The organism is Pseudomonas putida (genome assembly GCF_002025705.1).
Classification (GTDB): domain Bacteria; phylum Pseudomonadota; class Gammaproteobacteria; order Pseudomonadales; family Pseudomonadaceae; genus Aquipseudomonas; species Aquipseudomonas putida_J.
In genome coordinates, this window is record NZ_CP018846.1 from 6,079,866 (window position 1) to 6,096,912 (window position 17,047).

17 protein-coding genes are annotated in these 17,047 nt (G+C 62.8%); 7 read left to right on the top strand and 10 right to left on the bottom strand.

Features of this window, described 5'->3' with window-relative positions:
- Positions 1 to 87 precede the first annotated feature (87 nt).
- Positions 88 to 471: a PaaI family thioesterase gene (locus BUQ73_RS27425; protein ID WP_050437180.1), complete on the bottom strand. Its 384-nt coding sequence runs from the start codon at positions 469 to 471 to the stop codon at positions 88 to 90.
- Positions 471 to 2,795, bottom strand: a complete 2,325-nt coding sequence (locus tag BUQ73_RS27430) for a Tex family protein (RefSeq protein ID WP_079230428.1) — start codon at positions 2,793 to 2,795, stop codon at positions 471 to 473. Before BUQ73_RS27430 ends, BUQ73_RS27425 begins: the two co-directional genes overlap by 1 nt.
- 217 nt (positions 2,796 to 3,012) lie before the next feature.
- Between BUQ73_RS27430 and ompR the strand changes: the two genes are divergently transcribed.
- A complete protein-coding gene (ompR, locus tag BUQ73_RS27435; RefSeq protein ID WP_079230429.1) occupies positions 3,013 to 3,753 on the top strand; it encodes a two-component system response regulator OmpR in 741 nt (246 codons plus the stop codon).
- Positions 3,754 to 3,766: 13 nt separating this feature from the next.
- Positions 3,767 to 5,080, top strand: coding sequence for an ATP-binding protein (locus BUQ73_RS27440; RefSeq protein WP_079230430.1), 1,314 nt, complete (start codon positions 3,767 to 3,769; stop codon positions 5,078 to 5,080).
- Positions 5,081 to 5,178: 98 nt separating this feature from the next.
- Here BUQ73_RS27440 and rimK read toward each other — a convergent pair whose 3' ends face one another.
- A complete protein-coding gene (gene rimK / locus BUQ73_RS27445) occupies positions 5,179 to 6,084 on the bottom strand; it encodes a 30S ribosomal protein S6--L-glutamate ligase (RefSeq protein ID WP_079230431.1) in 906 nt (301 codons plus the stop codon).
- Entirely contained in the window at positions 6,081 to 6,497 is a 417-nt protein-coding gene (locus BUQ73_RS27450) for an ATP-dependent zinc protease (RefSeq protein WP_237772803.1), read from the bottom strand. Before BUQ73_RS27450 ends, rimK begins: the two co-directional genes overlap by 4 nt.
- 175 nt (positions 6,498 to 6,672) lie before the next feature.
- Here BUQ73_RS27450 and BUQ73_RS27455 point away from each other — a divergent pair, with 175 nt between their 5' ends.
- The gene (locus BUQ73_RS27455) at positions 6,673 to 7,074 is read left to right on the top strand and encodes an RNA-binding S4 domain-containing protein (RefSeq protein ID WP_027917614.1); all 402 of its coding nucleotides are present in this window, start codon (positions 6,673 to 6,675) and stop codon (positions 7,072 to 7,074) included.
- 112 nt (positions 7,075 to 7,186) lie between these two features.
- On the opposite strand, the gene BUQ73_RS27460 is transcribed toward BUQ73_RS27455, so the two are convergent.
- On the bottom strand, positions 7,187 to 7,981 hold the full coding sequence (locus BUQ73_RS27460; protein ID WP_079230433.1) for a phosphatase PAP2 family protein: 795 nt from the start codon (positions 7,979 to 7,981) through the stop codon (positions 7,187 to 7,189).
- Positions 7,982 to 8,089: 108 nt separating this feature from the next.
- On the opposite strand from BUQ73_RS27460, the gene hslO reads away from it, so the two are divergent.
- On the top strand, positions 8,090 to 8,989 hold the full coding sequence (gene hslO / locus BUQ73_RS27465; protein ID WP_079230434.1) for an Hsp33 family molecular chaperone HslO: 900 nt from the start codon (positions 8,090 to 8,092) through the stop codon (positions 8,987 to 8,989).
- A gap of 179 nt (positions 8,990 to 9,168) precedes the next feature.
- The gene (locus BUQ73_RS27470) at positions 9,169 to 10,716 is read left to right on the top strand and encodes a phosphoenolpyruvate carboxykinase (RefSeq protein ID WP_079230435.1); all 1,548 of its coding nucleotides are present in this window, start codon (positions 9,169 to 9,171) and stop codon (positions 10,714 to 10,716) included.
- A gap of 246 nt (positions 10,717 to 10,962) precedes the next feature.
- On the opposite strand, the gene BUQ73_RS28425 is transcribed toward BUQ73_RS27470, so the two are convergent.
- On the bottom strand, positions 10,963 to 11,139 hold the full coding sequence (locus tag BUQ73_RS28425) for a hypothetical protein (protein ID WP_161492858.1): 177 nt from the start codon (positions 11,137 to 11,139) through the stop codon (positions 10,963 to 10,965).
- A 147-nt stretch (positions 11,140 to 11,286) separates the two neighbouring features.
- Between BUQ73_RS28425 and BUQ73_RS27475 the strand changes: the two genes are divergently transcribed.
- Positions 11,287 to 11,727 (top strand): acyl-CoA thioesterase, encoded by a 441-nt coding sequence (locus tag BUQ73_RS27475; protein WP_079230436.1) that lies wholly within the window; start codon positions 11,287 to 11,289, stop codon positions 11,725 to 11,727.
- A 56-nt stretch (positions 11,728 to 11,783) separates the two neighbouring features.
- Here the strand turns inward: BUQ73_RS27475 and BUQ73_RS27480 are convergent, their stop codons facing one another.
- The 3 genes from BUQ73_RS27480 to fdhD all read right to left on the bottom strand — a co-directional run bounded on the left by BUQ73_RS27480 (position 11,784) and on the right by fdhD (position 15,656).
- The gene (locus BUQ73_RS27480; RefSeq protein WP_079230437.1) at positions 11,784 to 12,260 is read right to left on the bottom strand and encodes a glycine zipper domain-containing protein; all 477 of its coding nucleotides are present in this window, start codon (positions 12,258 to 12,260) and stop codon (positions 11,784 to 11,786) included.
- Between the two features lie 214 nt (positions 12,261 to 12,474).
- Positions 12,475 to 14,820 (bottom strand): FdhF/YdeP family oxidoreductase, encoded by a 2,346-nt coding sequence (locus BUQ73_RS27485; RefSeq protein ID WP_079230438.1) that lies wholly within the window; start codon positions 14,818 to 14,820, stop codon positions 12,475 to 12,477.
- 5 nt (positions 14,821 to 14,825) lie between these two features.
- Positions 14,826 to 15,656 carry a formate dehydrogenase accessory sulfurtransferase FdhD gene (fdhD, locus tag BUQ73_RS27490; RefSeq protein ID WP_027917607.1) on the bottom strand — a complete coding sequence of 277 codons (831 nt, stop codon included), beginning with the start codon at positions 15,654 to 15,656 and terminating at the stop codon, positions 14,826 to 14,828.
- Positions 15,657 to 15,833: 177 nt separating this feature from the next.
- Between fdhD and lysM the strand changes: the two genes are divergently transcribed.
- Positions 15,834 to 16,271, top strand: a complete 438-nt coding sequence (gene lysM / locus BUQ73_RS27495; RefSeq protein ID WP_079230439.1) for a peptidoglycan-binding protein LysM — start codon at positions 15,834 to 15,836, stop codon at positions 16,269 to 16,271.
- Positions 16,272 to 16,364: 93 nt separating this feature from the next.
- Here the strand turns inward: lysM and yrfG are convergent, their stop codons facing one another.
- A complete protein-coding gene (yrfG, locus tag BUQ73_RS27500; RefSeq protein WP_079230440.1) occupies positions 16,365 to 17,027 on the bottom strand; it encodes a GMP/IMP nucleotidase in 663 nt (220 codons plus the stop codon).
- Positions 17,028 to 17,047 lie beyond the last annotated feature (20 nt).

A 17,047-nucleotide genomic window follows, 5' to 3' on the forward strand; every position in this document is an offset into this window, starting at 1 on the left:
AAAAGGAACTGGCGTTGTCGCCTGGTTTACGCGGTTCCGGCAGTGCCAGCGCACTGCCGAAAAATACCGCAGATACCCCTTGGTGAGCTAGAGAACCGCGAAGGTTCCTTGCGCTTTGGCCACCAGTTTGTCGCCTTGAACTACGTCGGCGTCGACCACCAGGGTGCGGCGCCCGGCATGCAGTACACGGGCCGTGCACAGCACCTCACCGTCGCTGACGGCGCGAAGGTAGTTGATCTTGCATTCGATGGTCACGCTCTGCTGGTCAAAACCATGGCTGGCCGAGCAGGCCAGGCCCATGGCGATGTCCACCAGGCTGAAGATGGCCCCGCCGTGCAGCTTCTGGCCGCGGTTGCGCAGATGCGGCTCCAGCGCCAGGGCCACCTCGGCCACACCTGTATCCAGGCGTTGCACGCGGCAGCCAAGGAGCTGGCTATAGGCGCTTTCGAGCAATTCCTTGGGAATGTCCATCACTTCTTCTTCAGCGTCTTGGCGTTGGCGAACAGTGCGGCCATGGCGTTGTTGGCCGGGGCGGCAGTGGCGGTTTCACGCTGACGTGGCGCCTGCTGCTGACGGTTGCCGCCATTGCCACGGTTGCCGCCGCGGTTGCCTTCGACCTTTTCGCCCGGGGTGTCGCCCATGCGCATGGACAGGCCGACCCGCTTGCGCGGGATGTCCACTTCCATGACCTTGACCTTGACCACGTCGCCGGCCTTGACCGCTTCGCGTGGGTCCTTGATGAACTTTTCCGACAGTGCCGAGATGTGCACCAGGCCGTCCTGGTGCACACCGATGTCGACGAAGGCACCGAAGTTGGTAACGTTGGTCACCACACCTTCGAGGATCATGCCGGGTTCCAGGTCCTTGAGGTCCTCGACGCCGTCCTGGAAGGTAGCGGTCTTGAACTCGGGGCGAGGGTCGCGGCCGGGCTTGTCCAGCTCTTGCAGGATGTCGGTAACGGTCGGCAGGCCGAAGGTCTCGTCGGTGAATTTCTTCGGGTCAAGGCGCTTGAGGAAGCCGCTGTCACCGATCAGCGAGCGGATGTCACGGTCGGTGCCAGCAGCAATGCGCTGCACCAGCGGGTAGGCCTCGGGGTGCACGGCGGAGGCGTCGAGCGGGTTGTCGCCGTTCATCACGCGCAGGAAGCCGGCGGCCTGCTCGAAGGTTTTCTCGCCCAGGCGGCTGACCTTCTTCAGTGCGGCACGGGTAGCGAACGGGCCGTTGGCGTCGCGGTGGGCGACGATGTTCTGGGCCAGGGTGGCATTGAGGCCGGAAATGCGCGTCAGCAGCGCCACCGACGCGGTGTTGACGTCGACGCCCACGGCGTTCACGCAGTCCTCGACCACGGCGTCCAGGCCGCGGGCCAGTTTGATTTGCGAGACGTCGTGCTGGTACTGGCCGACACCGATGGATTTCGGGTCGATCTTCACCAGCTCGGCCAGCGGGTCCTGCAGGCGTCGGGCGATCGACACGGCGCCGCGGATCGACACGTCCAGGTCCGGGAACTCACGGGCGGCCAGCTCCGATGCCGAGTACACCGAAGCGCCAGCCTCGGAGACCATGATCTTGGTGATCTTCAGTGCCGGGTATTTCTTGACCAGCTCGGCCACCAGCTTGTCGCTCTCGCGGCTGGCGGTGCCGTTGCCGATGGCGATCAGCTCCACCGAGTGCTTGGCGCATAGGGCGGCCATGATGGAAATGGTGCGGTCCCAGTCGTTCTTCGGTGCGTGCGGGTAGACCGTGGTGTGGTCCAGCAGCTTGCCGGTGGCATCGACCACGGCGATCTTGCAGCCGGTGCGCAGGCCCGGGTCGAAGCCCAGGGTGGCACGCGGACCGGCCGGCGCGGCCAGCAGCAGGTCGTGCAGGTTGTGGGCGAAGACGTTGATCGCCTCGCCTTCGGCATTGTCGCGCAGCTCGCCGAACAGGTCGGTTTCCAGGTGGGTGTAGAGCTTGACCTTCCAGGTCCAGCGCACCACCTCGCCCAACCATTTGTCGGCCGGGCGGCTGCGGTTTTCGATGCCGACATGGTTGCCGATCATCAGTTCGCACGGGTGCAGGGTGCCGGGCAGCTCTTCACCGACCTTGAGCGAGGCGCTCAACACACCTTCGTTGCGCCCGCGGAAGATGGCCAGGGCACGGTGCGAAGGGGCAGTACGCAGCAGTTCGTCATGGGCGAAGTAGTCGCGGAACTTGGCGCCTTCTTCTTCCTTGCCGGCCACCACGCGGGCGCTGAGCACCGCTTCCTGCTTGAGGAAGTTGCGCAGCTTGTCGAGCAGGGCAGCGTCTTCGGCGAAGCGCTCCATGAGGATGTACTTGGCGCCTTCCAGCGCGGCCTTGACGTCGGCCACGCCTTTTTCGGCATCGACAAAACGCGCTGCCTCGGTTTCCGGAGCGAGGTTCGGGTCGTTGAACAGGCCGTCGGCCAGTTCACCGAGGCCGGCTTCCAGGGCGATCTGGCCCTTGGTGCGGCGCTTCTGCTTGTACGGCAGATAGAGGTCTTCGAGGCGGGTCTTGGTGTCGGCCAGCTTGATTTCGCGTGCCAGTTCCGGGGTCAGTTTGCCCTGTTCCTCGATGCTGGACAGGATGCTGGCGCGGCGCTCGTCGAGTTCGCGCAGGTAGCGCAGGCGCTCTTCCAGGTGGCGCAGCTGGGTGTCGTCGAGGCTACCGGTCACTTCCTTGCGGTAACGGGCGATGAAGGGCACGGTCGAGCCTTCGTCCAACAGGCCCACGGCCGCCTCGACCTGCTGGGGGCGTACGCCCAGTTCCTCGGCGATACGGCTGTTGATGCTGTCCATGTAAACCACCTGACATTTGTGAATACGGGGGTCGCCGGTGGGCCTTCGGCCCGGTGGCGCTGGATGAAAGCCGCGCATTATACCCATCGCAAACGGCTTGCGGTGATGGCGCCCGGCCAGCCGGAACTGGCGCCCGGGGAAAAATCTGCTAACAATGCTCACGCAACGTGCAGCAATGGCTACGCCATAATGCGCGGCGAAATCAGAGGAGTTATTCATGACCGGCACCCCAAACACCGCTGAAGGTGACAAGATTCTCATCGTCGACGACGATCCGGGGCTCAGCAGCCTGCTGGAACGTTTCTTCACCAGCAAGGGCTATCGCGCCCGCGCGGTGCCCAACACCGAACAGATGGACCGCCTGCTGCAGCGCGAGGTGTTCAACCTGGTGGTGCTCGACCTGATGCTGCCGGGCGAGGACGGCCTGTCCGCGTGCAAGCGCCTGCGTCAGCAGAACAACCAGATCCCGATCATCATGCTCACCGCCAAGGGTGACGAGCTCAGCCGCATCAAGGGCCTGGAGCTGGGTGCCGACGATTACCTGGGCAAGCCGTTCAACCCGGACGAACTGATGGCGCGGGTCAAGGCCGTGCTGCGTCGCCAGTCGCCAAGCGTGCCGGGTGCCCCGGGCAGCGAGGACGAGTCGGTCACTTTCGGCGACTACGAGCTGTCGCTGGCCACTCGCGAACTCAAGCGTGGCGACGAAGTGCACATGCTTACCACCGGTGAGTTCGCCGTGCTCAAGGCACTGGTAATGCACGCCCGTGAGCCGCTGACGCGCGACAAGCTGATGAACCTGGCCCGTGGCCGTGAGTGGGATGCCCTGGAGCGCTCCATCGACGTGCAGATCTCGCGTCTGCGCCGCATGATCGAGCCGGACCCGTCCAAGCCTCGCTATATCCAGACGGTATGGGGTGTAGGTTACGTGTTCGTACCAGACGGAAACGCCGGCAAATGATGCTTCGTCGTCGATGAAAACACCGCTCTGGTTTCCGCAAAGCTTCTTCGCCCGCACGTTGTGGCTGGTGCTGATCGTTGTCCTGTTCTCCAAGGCACTGACGCTGGTCTACCTGCTGATGAACGAGGACGTACTGGTGGATCGGCAATACAGCCACGGTGTGGCGCTGACCCTGCGCGCCTATTGGGCAGCGGATGAAGAGAACCGCGACAAGATCGCCGAAGCCGCCGGGCTGATCCGGGTCACCGGTTCCGGCGTGCCGGAGGGCGAACAGCACTGGCCATACAGCGAGATCTATCAGCGGCAGATGCAGGCCGAGCTGGGTGAAGATACCGAAGTGCGCCTGCGTATCCATGCGCCGCCAGCGCTGTGGGTGAACGCGCCAAGCCTGGGCCCGGGCTGGCTGAAGGTGCCGTTGTACCCGCATCCGCTGCGTGGGCAGAAGATCTGGAACGTGCTGGGCTGGTTCCTGGCCATCGGCCTGTTGTCGACCGCCTCGGCCTGGATCTTCGTGCGTCAGCTCAACCAACCATTGAAGCGCCTGGTATTCGCCGCCCGGCAGGTCGGCCAGGGGCGCAGCGTGCGGTTGCCGATCAGCGACACGCCCAGCGAGATGACCGAGGTCTACCGCGCCTTCAACCAGATGGCCGAAGATGTCGAACAGGCCGGCCGTGAGCGGGAACTGATGCTGGCGGGGGTTTCCCATGACCTGCGTACGCCGCTCACGCGCCTGCGTCTGTCGTTGTCGTTATTGAACAGCGATAGCGAGCTGAGTGACGACATGGTCCGCGATATCGAGGACATGGACGCAATTCTCGACCAGTTCCTCGCGTTCATTCGCGATGGGCGGGACGAGCCGGTCGAGGAGGTCGACCTGGCCGATCTGGTGCGCGAGGTGGTGGCGCCCTATAACCAGCCGGAAGAGCGTGTGCGCCTTTGCCTGGAGCCGATTCCGCCGTTTCCGCTGCGTCGGGTTTCGCTCAAGCGCATGCTCGGCAACCTCATCGGCAATGCTCTGCATCACGCTGGCAAGGGCGTCGAGGTGGCTGCCTACGTGTCCGGTGACGAGAGCGCGCCTTATGTGGTGCTCAGCGTGTTGGACCGGGGTACCGGGATCGACGAGTCGGAGCTGGAGACCATCTTCAACCCGTTCATCCGCGGTGACCGTGCCCGAGGGGGCAAGGGGACCGGGCTGGGGCTGGCGATCGTCAAGCGGATCGCGGCGCAGCATGGCGGGAATGTGGAGTTGCGCAACCGGTCCGGTGGCGGGATCGAGGCGCGGGTAAGGCTGCCGTTGGGGTTGCTGCTGCCTCGCAATGCTGTGTGAGGTTCTCCGGCCTCTTCGCGGCTAAAGCCGCTCCTACAGGTGCTGCGCGGTCCCTGTGGGAGCGGCTTTAGCCGCGAAGAGGCCAGTGCAGGCTGGAATCAGCCTTTGCCCTTGGTCCGGGTCTGATTCGGCCCGCCATTCTTCTCCAGGTGCTCGAAGATCATCCCGGCGACGTTCTTGCCGGTGGTCACCTCGATGCCCTCCAGCCCTGGCGATGAGTTCACCTCCATCACCAAAGGCCCGTGATTCGAACGCAGAATATCCACACCGGCAACGCTCAGCCCCATCACCTTGGCCGCACGAATGGCCGTCATACGCTCTTCGGGGGTGATCTTGATCAGGCTCGCGACCCCACCGCGGTGCAGGTTGGAGCGGAACTCTCCTGGCTTGGCCTGGCGCTTCATCGAGGCGATCACCTTGTCGCCCACCACGAAGCAGCGGATATCCGCACCGCCGGCCTCCTTGATGTACTCCTGGACCATGATGTTCTGCTTCAGCCCCATGAATGCCTCGATCACCGACTCGGCAGCCTTGGTGGTCTCGCACAGCACCACACCGATACCTTGAGTGCCTTCGAGTACCTTGATCACCAGCGGTGCGCCGTTGACCATCTGGATCAGATCGGGGATGTCGTCCGGTGAGTGGGCGAAACCGGTGATCGGCAGGCCGATGCCGCGACGAGACAGCAATTGCAGTGAGCGCAGCTTGTCACGTGAGCGGGCGATCGCCACCGATTCGTTGAGCGGGTACACGCCCATCATTTCGAACTGCCGCAGTACCGCGCAGCCATAGAAAGTCACCGAGGCGCCGATGCGCGGGATCACCGCATCGAAGCCCTCCAGCGGTTTGCCGCGGTAGTGGATCTGCGGCTTGTGGCTGGCGATGTTCATGTAGGCCCGCAGGGTGTCGATCACCACCATTTCATGGCCCCGCTGGGTACCGGCTTCGACCAGACGGCGGGTGGAATACAGACGCGGATTGCGCGACAGCACAGCGATCTTCATGCAGCACCTGTGACAGGGGAGAGGGTGGCCGGATAGGCCGGTTTGTCTTGTACGTATTTCAGGCCAGGGTTGACCACCAGTTGGCCGTGTATGAGTGCCTTGGAGCCCAGCAACAGGCGATAGCGCATGTTCTTGCGACAGGCCAGGGTGAACTCGACTTCCCAGACGGCGTCGCCCAGGGCCAGTGTGGTGCGGATCACATAGCGGGCCTGCGCCTGGCCGTTGGAGCTCTTGATGTTCTTCATGGTCACCAGCGGCGCTTCACAGCGGCGGTGGCGCAATTGCACCACCGAGCCGAGGTGAGCGGTAAAGCGTACCCAGGGTTGGCCGTCACGCTCGAACGGCTCGACTTCGGTGGCGTGCAGGCTGGAGGTGCTGGCGCCGGTGTCGATCTTGGCGCGCAGGCCCGCCACGCCGAGGTCGGGCAAGGCCACCCACTCACGCAGGCCGATCACTGTCAGATGGTCAAATTTCTTCACGAAGCACACCCTGCGGATAAGGTGGTGAACTGTAAGCACGGCGGGGACTTTTTGCATCCGTCAGTTACGGTAGTACAGTTCGATGAAAGACAGAATTCGAGGTAACGAGATGGCACAAAAAGCCGAGGACGACGACAAGGTCCGCCTGGACAAATGGCTGTGGGCGGCGCGGTTCTACAAGACCCGTGCGCTGGCCAAGGCGGCGATCGAAAGCGGCAAGGTGCATTGCCGGGGCGAGCGCTGCAAGCCGGGCAAGGAGCCGCGGGTGGGGGATGAATTCGTGCTACGCACCGGGTTCGATGAGCGCACGGTCGTGGTCAAGGCGCTGTCGGTGGTGCGACGCGGGGCGCCTGAGGCGCAGACGCTGTACGAAGAGACCGAGGACAGCGTGCGCCGCCGCGAGCAGGCGGCCGAGATGCGCAAGGCGGGGGCGATGGGGGTGACCACCGATGGTCGGCCGAACAAGAAGCAGCGGCGGCAGATTCACCAATTGCACGGGAGCTTTGAATAGCCGGGGCCGCGGTGCGGCCCTTTCGCGGCACGAGGCCGCTCCTACAGGGGATCGTGTTCTTCTGTGGGAGCGGCCTCGTGTCGCGAAAGGGCTGCAAAGCAGCCCCAGGGGCCTAGCGGATCACCGCCAATCGTCCGACCAGCGGTAGTTTGGCCGCGATCGCAAGCAACGGCGCCGTCCAGCGCAGCAGCAAGGCACTGCCCTTGGCCGCCAACGGTGTATGGCAACTCCAGCCCAACGCCAGCACCGCCATCAGCAGGCCGCCGATGTAATCGTCCTGCCCCCAGTGCGCCCCGGCCACCAGCCGCGGCATCATGAACAGGAATGCCAGGCCCCAGACCACCAGGTGTTGCACCAGGCGGCGGCTGAACAGGCTCATGAACAATGCCCAGATTAACAGCACCGAGGCGTGATCGCCTGGGAAGCTGTTGCTGGACCGGTCCTTGAGTTCCCAGGCCTTTTCCAGGTTCGGGTAGTAGCTGCTGAGGTGCACCACGTTGTCGAATACCATCGATGGGCTGTCATGTTGCCAGCCCATTGCATCCACCCACTTGGAAAACAGCGCGCGAATCACCACTAATAGGAGCAGCGTGACCAGAAAGCCAAAGAAGGCTTCGCGAACCTGGCTGGCCCTGAACACCCAGTTGCCCCGAATCAGCACGGCCAGCAGGATCAGGCCGACGACGATATCGAAGGGGCGAAGGCTGCCGACGGTCCAGATGTAGCGCCAGGCCGTATGGTCGGCCAACGGGCCATTGAGGCTGTGGAACAACCATTCGTCGAAAGTCAGGCACAGGATCTGGCCAATGGGCCATAACCAGAAACACAGTAGGGCAATGGGCAGCAACGTGCAGGCTGCCAAGGGGCCCCAGGACCACCTTGCTTGGAACAGTGGTCGATTGTCCATAAAATACCTCGATCTCCAGCAGTAAATGAGCGCCTTGTGGGCGCTCTGCGACGGGACTTTCAAATCCCGGTAATTATTTTGTCATCATTTTCAGATAGCCAGACAACCATGAGCGACTTGCCAGATACAGATTTCACCCAACGTTTCATCTTCGACGAGCGCGATGTGCGCGGCGAGTGGGTGTCTCTCGATGACAGCTACGCCGCGGTGCTGGCGCGTCACGAGTACCCGCAGCCGGTGCAGGCACTGCTTGGCGAACTGATGGCTGCCACCGCCTTGCTGGTGGGCGCGCTGAAGTTCGACGGCCTGCTTATTCTGCAGGCGCGTTCCGAAGGGCCGATCCCGCTGCTGATGGTCGAGTGCTCGGGCGAGCGTGATATCCGTGGCATGGCCCGCTACGAAGCGGACCAGATCCCGGCCGATGCCACCCTGGAGCAGTTGATGCCCGGCGGTCACCTGACCCTGACCATCGACCCGGTCAAAGGCCAGCGCTACCAGGGCACCGTCGACCTGGACGGCGCCAACCTGTCGGAGTGCTTCACCAACTACTTCGTGCAGTCCCAGCAGCTCAATACCCGTTTCTGGCTCAACGCCGAAGGCGGCAAGGCCCGTGGCTTGCTGCTGCAGCAGCTGCCGCGCGATCGCCAGCCGGACGATGAGGAGCGCGAAGACAGCTGGCAGCATGTGATTGCCCTGGCCAAGACGCTCAAGCCTGAAGAGTGGTCGGAAGACAACGAAACCCTGCTGCACCGCCTTTATCACGAAGACGCGGTACGCCTGTTCGATATCCAGCCGCTGCGCTTCAAGTGCAGCTGCTCGCGCGAACGTTCCGGCAATGCGCTGGTCAGTTTGGGCGAGCACGATGCCAAGGCGCTTGTCGAGGAGTGCGGTGGTACGGTAGAGATCGATTGCCAGTTCTGTAACCAGCGCTATTTCTTCGATGCCAGCGATGTGGCGCAGCTGTTTGCTGGTGGCGGCACGGATGCGGCGTCAGAAACTCGCCACTGAAACGTTTAATTTCAGGAGAATCTCCTGTCGAATTGCGCAAAAGCGCGGTTCTGACAGGAGGGGCCTACTTTTTTTGGGCGTTTCTGGCATAATCCGGCCACTTTTTTCGCTGTAGTAGTTTTTTCGAGACAACTACAAAACGTTTGGAGCACTCGGCCTCGGGCCGGATGGGGTATCTCATGACGCAAGCCAACAACACCGTGTACACCGACCTGAGCGTCGATGAGCTGGTAAAAGAAGCGCTGCAACGCGGTGAAGGCGTGCTAGCCGATACTGGCGCACTGGTAGTCGAAACTGGCCACCGTACTGGCCGCTCGCCGGCTGACCGTTTCATCGTCGAAGAACCTTCCACCCAGGCCGCCATCGCCTGGGGCCCGATCAACCGCAAGTTCCCGGCCGACAAGTTCGATGCCCTGTGGGACCGCGTCGAGGCGTTCAACAACGCTCAGGATCACTTCGTTTCCTACGTTCACGTAGGGGCTGCTGCCGAGCACTACCTGCCGGTAAAGATGACCACCCAGACCGCCTGGCAGAATCTGTTCGGCCGCTGCCTGTTCATCAACCCGGAGCAAGGCCAGTTCAACCCGGCCAAGCGCGACCAGTGGCAGATCCTCAACGTTGCCAACTTCGTCTGCGAGCCTGAGCGTGACGGCACCAACTCCGACGGTTGCGTGATCATCAACTTCGCCGCCAAGAAGGTGCTGATCGCTGGCATGCGCTACGCCGGCGAAATGAAGAAAGCCATGTTCTCGGTGCAGAACTTCCTGCTGCCGGCCGCCGACGTGCTGCCAATGCACTGCGCTGCCAACATCGGCGAAGAAGGCGATGTGACCCTGTTCTTCGGCCTGTCCGGCACCGGCAAGACCACCCTGTCGGCCGACGAAAGCCGTTACCTGATCGGTGACGACGAGCACGGTTGGGGCGAAGGCGTTGTCTTCAACATGGAAGGCGGCTGCTACGCCAAGTGCATCGACCTGTCCGAGAAGAACGAGCCGGTCATCTGGAAAGCCATCAAGCATGGCGCCGTGCTGGAAAACGTCGTTCTCGACGCCAACAAGCACGCCGACTACGCCGATGTCAGCCTGACCCAGAACAGCCGCGCCGCCTACCCGCTGGAGCACGTCGCCAAGCGCGCCGAGGCCAACCTGGGTGGCGAGCCGAATGCAGTCATCTTCCTGACTTGCGACCTGACCGGTGTTCTGCCTCCGGTTTCGATCCTGAACAACGAGCAGGCGGCCTACCACTTCCTGTCCGGCTACACCGCGCTGGTCGGTTCCACCGAAATGGGTTCGGGCGGCGGCATCAAGTCGACCTTCTCCACCTGCTTCGGCGCACCATTCTTCCCGCGCCCGGCTGGTGAATACGCCGAGCTGCTGATCAAGCGTATCAACGCTTTCGGCTCCAAGGTCTACCTGGTCAACACCGGCTGGACCGGCGGTGGCTACGGCGTTGGCAAGCGCTTCAGCATCCCGACCACTCGTGGCGTGATCGCTGCCATCCAGAGCGGTGCTCTGGTCGGCGCCGAAACCGAGCACCTGGACATCATCAACCTGGACGTGCCGAAGGCCGTTCCGGGCGTTGATACCGAGCTGCTCAACCCACGCGCTACCTGGACTGACAAAGCAGCCTACGACGAGGCCGCTCAAGGCCTGGCCAAGCTGTTCATCGAAAACTTCAAGAAGTTCGAAGTTTCCGACGCCATCAAGGCTGCTGGCCCACAGCTGTAAGCTGAACCCAGCCGAAACGAGAAAGCCGCCCCTAGGGGCGGCTTTTTGTTTTTCTGAGGTGCTGCCCCGCCAGTGTGGGAGCGGCCTTGTGTCGCGAAAGGGGCGCGCAGCGGCCCCAGGATCTGGGTGCAAAAGCATAAATTGCTGGGGCTGCTGCGCAGCCCTTTCGCGACACAAGGCCGCTCCTACAGTAAATGGTGAGGCCAAATAGTCGTAGGGCGGTTCAGTCGAGACCTGATGGTTTGATCAATCACCCAGCAGTTCTTGACCTTTTCTTGCAAAGAAAATGGATGCTGTTTCGTCATCCACCACTACACCGTCATCGTTCAAACTTGCTTCAATCTGAATTTTGAACCACTCGGCATAGTCATCCTGAACCTCATCATCATGGACGGTCGTGGCGTTCTCAAGTGTTGTGCACATCACGAAGTACCTCGGCTATATGGGCTCATTGCTAGCGGCTGTATTGCTTGCAGTGCCAGCTATGCTCCATTGAATTGCATAAATGTCCTAAATGGATCTGACTCTCCTGTAGGGCAATTCCTCTTTAAATTTCTAAGGTTGAGCTCTGTGACCGAATCTCCGAACCGCACGGCCTTCTCCCACTTCCATCCGATCCTCACCCGCCCCCAGGACAACGACGTCAACGGCCACATCGCTGGCGCCACCGTGCATGGCTTCTTCGAAACCGCTATCCAGGCCTTCCTCGCCGAACAGGCGGATATGGACCTGCGCGATGGCGAGCTGGCGGCCTTCGTGGTGAGCTCGGCGGCAGACTTCTTCGCCTTGCCGGGCTTCCCGGATGTGCTGGAGGTGGGGCTGGGGGTGACACGGCTGGCAGGCAGTACGGTGGAGTACCGCCTGGCGCTTTACCGGCCAGGGGAGGCCGATGCGTGCGCTGCGGGGACGGTGGTGCAGGTGTTCATCGAGCGCGCCAGCGGCAGGCCGGTGCCACTGCCTGAGGCGTTGCAGGTGATCCTGGGCGGCCTCCAACTCGATACACAGGCATGAAAAAGCCCTGCCGGTGAGGGCAGGGCTCTTTTTACCCGTGGGCTTGGCGTCAGGTATCAGTCACGCCAGTGACGGTGCTTGCGGTGGCCATAGTGACGGCCACGGTCATAGTGGCGACGGTCGTCGTAGTCACGACGGTAGCGGCGGTCGTCATGGCGCTCGTCTTCATCGGCCTTGTTGCCCATGTAGTTGCCCAGCGCACCACCGGCACCGCCACCTGCGGCCGCACCAATGTAGCTACCAGTGGTGCCGCCCATCGAGCGACCTACCACGTTACCGCCTGCAGCGCCCAGTGCGCCACCAATGGCAGCCTCACCACGCTGGCGCTTGTCGGCACCCAGGGCACCGCCCGCCGCGCCGCCCAAGCCTGCGCCAATGGCACCGCCGGTGCTACCACCGATGGAGTTGCCCACTACGGAGCCGAGTACCCCACCCAATGCGCCGCCAATGCCGGCCTCGGTATTGCCACCGGCCATGGCAACGCCGCTGAGCAAGCTGAAAGACAACAACAGAATCGAGGAGTACTTCTTCATCAAGAGAGCCTCAGAGGGATGACGAGGGCGAATTTGAGGCTACGAAGGGCGGCTGGCAACGAAAATCCGACGAGTAACACGAGTTGTACACAATTCTCTAAGTTGCTGTATTTGCAGTGAAACTTTATCGTTTTTCGCTTGTCAGAGCTTATTGTGACAAAGCCCTGGACCTTGCGGTTCAGGGCTTTTTTCGTTTTTGCCGGGCTACTTTTACTTACAGGATCCGGCCATCGTCGCGCGCTCGTTCCAGCTTGATGGCAACGAATTTGGACGTCGGCGTATGGCTGCCGTCGCCGATGCTTTCCAGCGGAATCAGCGGGTTCACTTCCGGATAGTACGCCGCTGCCTGCCCGGCAGGGATGTCGAATGCCAGTAAAGTGAAGCCATGCACGCGGCGCACATGTTCATCGCCCCACAACGAGACGATGTCGACCTTCTGGCCCGGTTGGAAGCCCAGGCGCATGATGTCGGCCTCGTTGGCGAACAGCACCTCGCGCTGGCCACGCACGCCGCGGTAGCGGTCGTCCAAACCATAGATGGTGGTGTTGTACTGATCGTGGGAGCGCATCGACTGCATGATCAGGTCCGGCAACTGGCCGCTGGCGCGCACACGTTCGTCGATCAGGGTGTCGGGTAGCAGGTTGGCCTTGAAGTTGGCGCGGCCAGTGGTGGTTTTCCACTGGCGGCTGGCGGCGCTGTTGCCCAGGTAGAAACCGCCTGGGTGGGCCAGGCGCTGGTTGAAGTCGGCAAAGCCGGCAATGGTGTCGCCGATCAGGTCGCGGATGCGAGCGTAATCAGCCACCAGCCAGTGCCAGTCCACCGGTTGCTTGCCCAAGGTGGCGGCCGCGATACCGGCAACCACGGCAGGTTCCGAGCGCATCTGGGTCGACAGCGGCTTGAGTTGGCCATTGGAGGCGTGGACCATGCTGAACGAATCTTCCACGGTGACTGCCTGCGGCCCATCAGCCTGCAGGTCGATGTCGGTGCGGCCCAGGCACGGCAGGATCAGTGCCTGCTTGCCGTGAATCAGGTGGCTGCGGTTGAGTTTGGTGCTGATGTGCACGGTCAGTTCGCAGTTGCGCAGGGCCTGGGCGGTACGTTCGGTGTCCGGGGTGGCCTGGGCGAAGTTGCCGCCAAGGCCGATGAACACTTTCGCACGGCCGTCGAGCATGGCGTGGATCGCTTCGACGGTGTTGTGGCCGTTGTGCCGTGGCACCGGGAAGTTGAAGCGCTTTTCGATGGCATCGAGCAGGGCCACCGGCGGGCGCTCGTTGATGCCCATGGTGCGGTCGCCCTGCACGTTGCTGTGGCCACGTACTGGGCACAGGCCGGCACCCGGGGCGCCAATGTTGCCGCGCAGCATCTGCAGGTTGACGATTTCCTGGATGGTCGGTACCGAATGGCGGTGCTGGGTGATGCCCATTGCCCAGCACATGATCACCCGCTTGCCGCGGCAGTACATGCGTGCAGCCAGTTCGATGTCGGCCAGTGTTAGGCCGGATTGCTCCTGGATGTGCTCCCACGAGGTGGCGTCTACCGCTGCCAGGTAAGCCTCCACGCCATGGCCATGCTCGGCGATGAACACATGGTCGAACACCGCCGGCTCGCCCTTGGCCTGCGCTTCGCGCTCCCATTGCAGGACGAACTTGGCCATGCCACGCAGCATTGCCATGTCGCCGCCCAGCGCCGGGCGGAAGAACGCGGTGTTGGTCGGGCGGTCACTGTTGGTCAGCATCTCCAGCGGGTTCTGCGGGTGCTGGAAGCGCTCGAGGCCACGCTCCTTGAGCGGGTTGACGCAGACCACCTGGGCGCCACGTTTCACCGCGTCGCGCAGTGGGTCGAGCATGCGCGGGTGGTTGGTACCGGGGTTTTGGCCCCAGACGAAGATCGCGTCGGCGTGCTCGAAGTCGTCATACGTGACGGTGCCCTTGCCGACCCCCACGCTCTGGCCCAGGGCCACGCCGCTGGCTTCGTGGCACATGTTCGAACAGTCGGGGAAGTTGTTGGTGCCGTAGGCGCGCACGAACAGCTGATACAGGTAGGCCGCTTCGTTGCTGGCACGGCCAGAGGTGTAGAACTCGGCCTGGTCAGGGGTGGCCAGCTTGTTCAGCTCACGGGCGATCAGGGCGTAGGCGGCCTCCCAGGCGATTGGCTGGTAGCGATCGCTTAGAGGGTCGTAGACCATCGGCTCGGTAAGGCGGCCCTGATACTCGAGCCAGTAGTCACTTTGCTGCAGCAGTGCGCTGACGCTATAGCGGGCGAAGAACGCCGCATCGACGAGGCGTTTGGTGGCCTCCCAGTTGACCGCCTTGGCGCCGTTCTCGCAAAACTTGACCATGCCGCTCTCGGGCGAATCGCCCCAGGCGCAGCCAGGGCAGTCGAAGCCGCCGTTCTGGTTGGTCTTGAGCAAGGCGCGGATGTTCTTCAGCGCGTTGTCGCTGCCGACCCAGGCCTTGGCCACGCTGCGCAGCGCGCCCCAGCCGCCGGCGGGGCCGTGGTAGGGCTGGTAGCGAGGGGTGGAGGCTGGGGCGTTGTCCGGAAGTTGCTGGTACGAGGTCACGACTGTTACGACTCCGCCGCTGGGCTGTAGACCCGCGGTGCACTGTGTTTGGGCAGATGGATGAGGTTGAGGTTGTGCTTGCGCGCCCATTGCAGGGCAAGGCCGGTGGGCGCCGAAAGGCTGACCAGTGTCTGGATGCCGGCGCGCAGCACTTTCTGGATCAGCTCCAGGCTGCAGCGGCTGGTGACGATGGCCAGGCCGCCCTCGGTGCTGATGCCTTGACGCAGCAGGGCGCCGATCAGCTTGTCGAGGGCGTTGTGCCGGCCGATATCTTCGCGGCCCATTAGCAATTCGCCTTGGGCGTTCATGAACAGGGCTGCGTGTACGGCACCGCAGTGCTGGCCCAGCGGGGTGAACGCATCGATGCGCTCGCGCAGGCCCGCCAGCCATTGCGCTGGGGGCAGCGGGGCGCCAGGCAATGCGGTCAGTTCCGGCAGCGCCTGCTCCAGGGCTTCCACCCCGCACAGGCCGCAGCCGCTGGTACCGGCCAATTGGCGTCGCTGGTTTTTCAGGTTCCAGAACGCACGGCTGGAGATCTCCAGGTCGGCATACATCGCCGAGCCGCTGCCGGAAAGTTTCAGGTCATAGATTTCCGCCGTGCCTTCGACGATGCCGCTGCCGACACTGAAGCCGACCGCGAAGTCCTCCAGGTCGGTGGGGCTGACCAGCATCACCGCCTGGTTCAGGCCGTTGTAGGCAATGGCCAGGGCGACTTCTTCGGCCAGCGGCGTGCAGGCGCGCTCGCCGTCGCTGAGCTGGACGTAGTCGTAGGTATTGCTGGCGGCGGGCAAGGCCAGAGGCATGGAGGCCGCGCAGACCGGAGGTTTGCTTTGCATCGGAGGCTGACTACCGGCGGCTGTTTGATATCACCAAGCCTAGGCTTGTGGGCCGGTCGCGTCTAATCGCTAGGGTCTATGCCTTGATAGACCGCGTCGATTGGTCGCAGTGGGGCGGGCGGGGCAATCCTGGCCTAGACTCCTTGCTCCGAGGTTAACGTCAACAAGGAGCGCGTCATGAGCCTGTTCAGTTTCGTGAAGGAAGCCGGCGAGAAGTTGATCGACCTGCTGACTCCCGGCAACGCCAATGCCGAAGAGCAGCTGAAGAAACACGTGGAAAGTGTCGGCCTGGGCAACCCGAACATCTCGGCCACTGTAGAGGGTGACAAGGTCATTCTCAAGGGCGAGGTGGCCAGCCAGGAGGAGAAAGAGAAGATCATTCTCGCCGCAGGCAACATCGAAGGGGTGGCCAGCGTCGACGATCAGATCACCGTGACCGGGCCGGTCGTGGCGGCGGCAAGGTTCGTTACCGTGAAGAAGGGTGACACGCTGTCGGCGATTGCGGTGGTCGCGTATGGCAAGGCCGATTACAACAAGATTTTCGAGGCCAACAAGCCGATGCTCAAGCACCCGGACAAGATTTATCCGGGGCAGGTGCTGCGTATTCCAGACTGATCTCTGCTGCCTGGTCCGGCCCTATCGCGGATAAATCCGCTCCTACAGGAGATTGCGAGTCTCTGTAGGAGCGGATTTATCCGCGAAGGGCCCTCACAGGCCAACCAGCAACTCCCGGTAATCTTCGACCGCCGCGAACTCTTCGGTATCACGCGGCTGCGCCTTGCTGTCTGGCTGGCGTACCGCCAGCAGATGCCCTACGCCAAACCGCCGCGCGCTGCGCAGGATGGCCAGGGTGTCGTCGATGAACAGGCTGCGCTGCGGATCAAAACCGATATCCGCCTGCAAGGCATCCCAGAACTGCGGGTTCTCCTTTGGAAAACCGTAATCGTGCGAGCTGATCAGCCGCTCGAAATACGGTGCCAGTTCCACCCGCTCCAACTTCAGCGACAGTGAATCGCGGTGGGCATTGGTGATCATCACCACGCGCTTGCCCGCCTTGCGGATGGCCGCGAGGAAGGTATCGGCATCGGGCCGCAGGGCGATCAGGTCGGCGATTTCACGCTTGAGGTCGCGAATCGGCAGTTTCAGCTCGCGGCTCCAGAAGTCCAGGCAATACCAGTTGAGGGTGCCGGCGTTGCGCTCGAACAGTGGTTGCAGTTCCAGTTCCGCCATGGCCCGGCTCACCCCGTGCAGCTCGGCGTAGCGCTGGGGCAGGTGGTCGAGCCAGAAACGGTTGTCGTAGTGCAGGTCGAGCAGGGTGCCGTCCATGTCCAGCAGGACGGTATCGATGGCGGACCAGGGAAGAACAGGCATGGGAAACTCTCGTTCAGTCG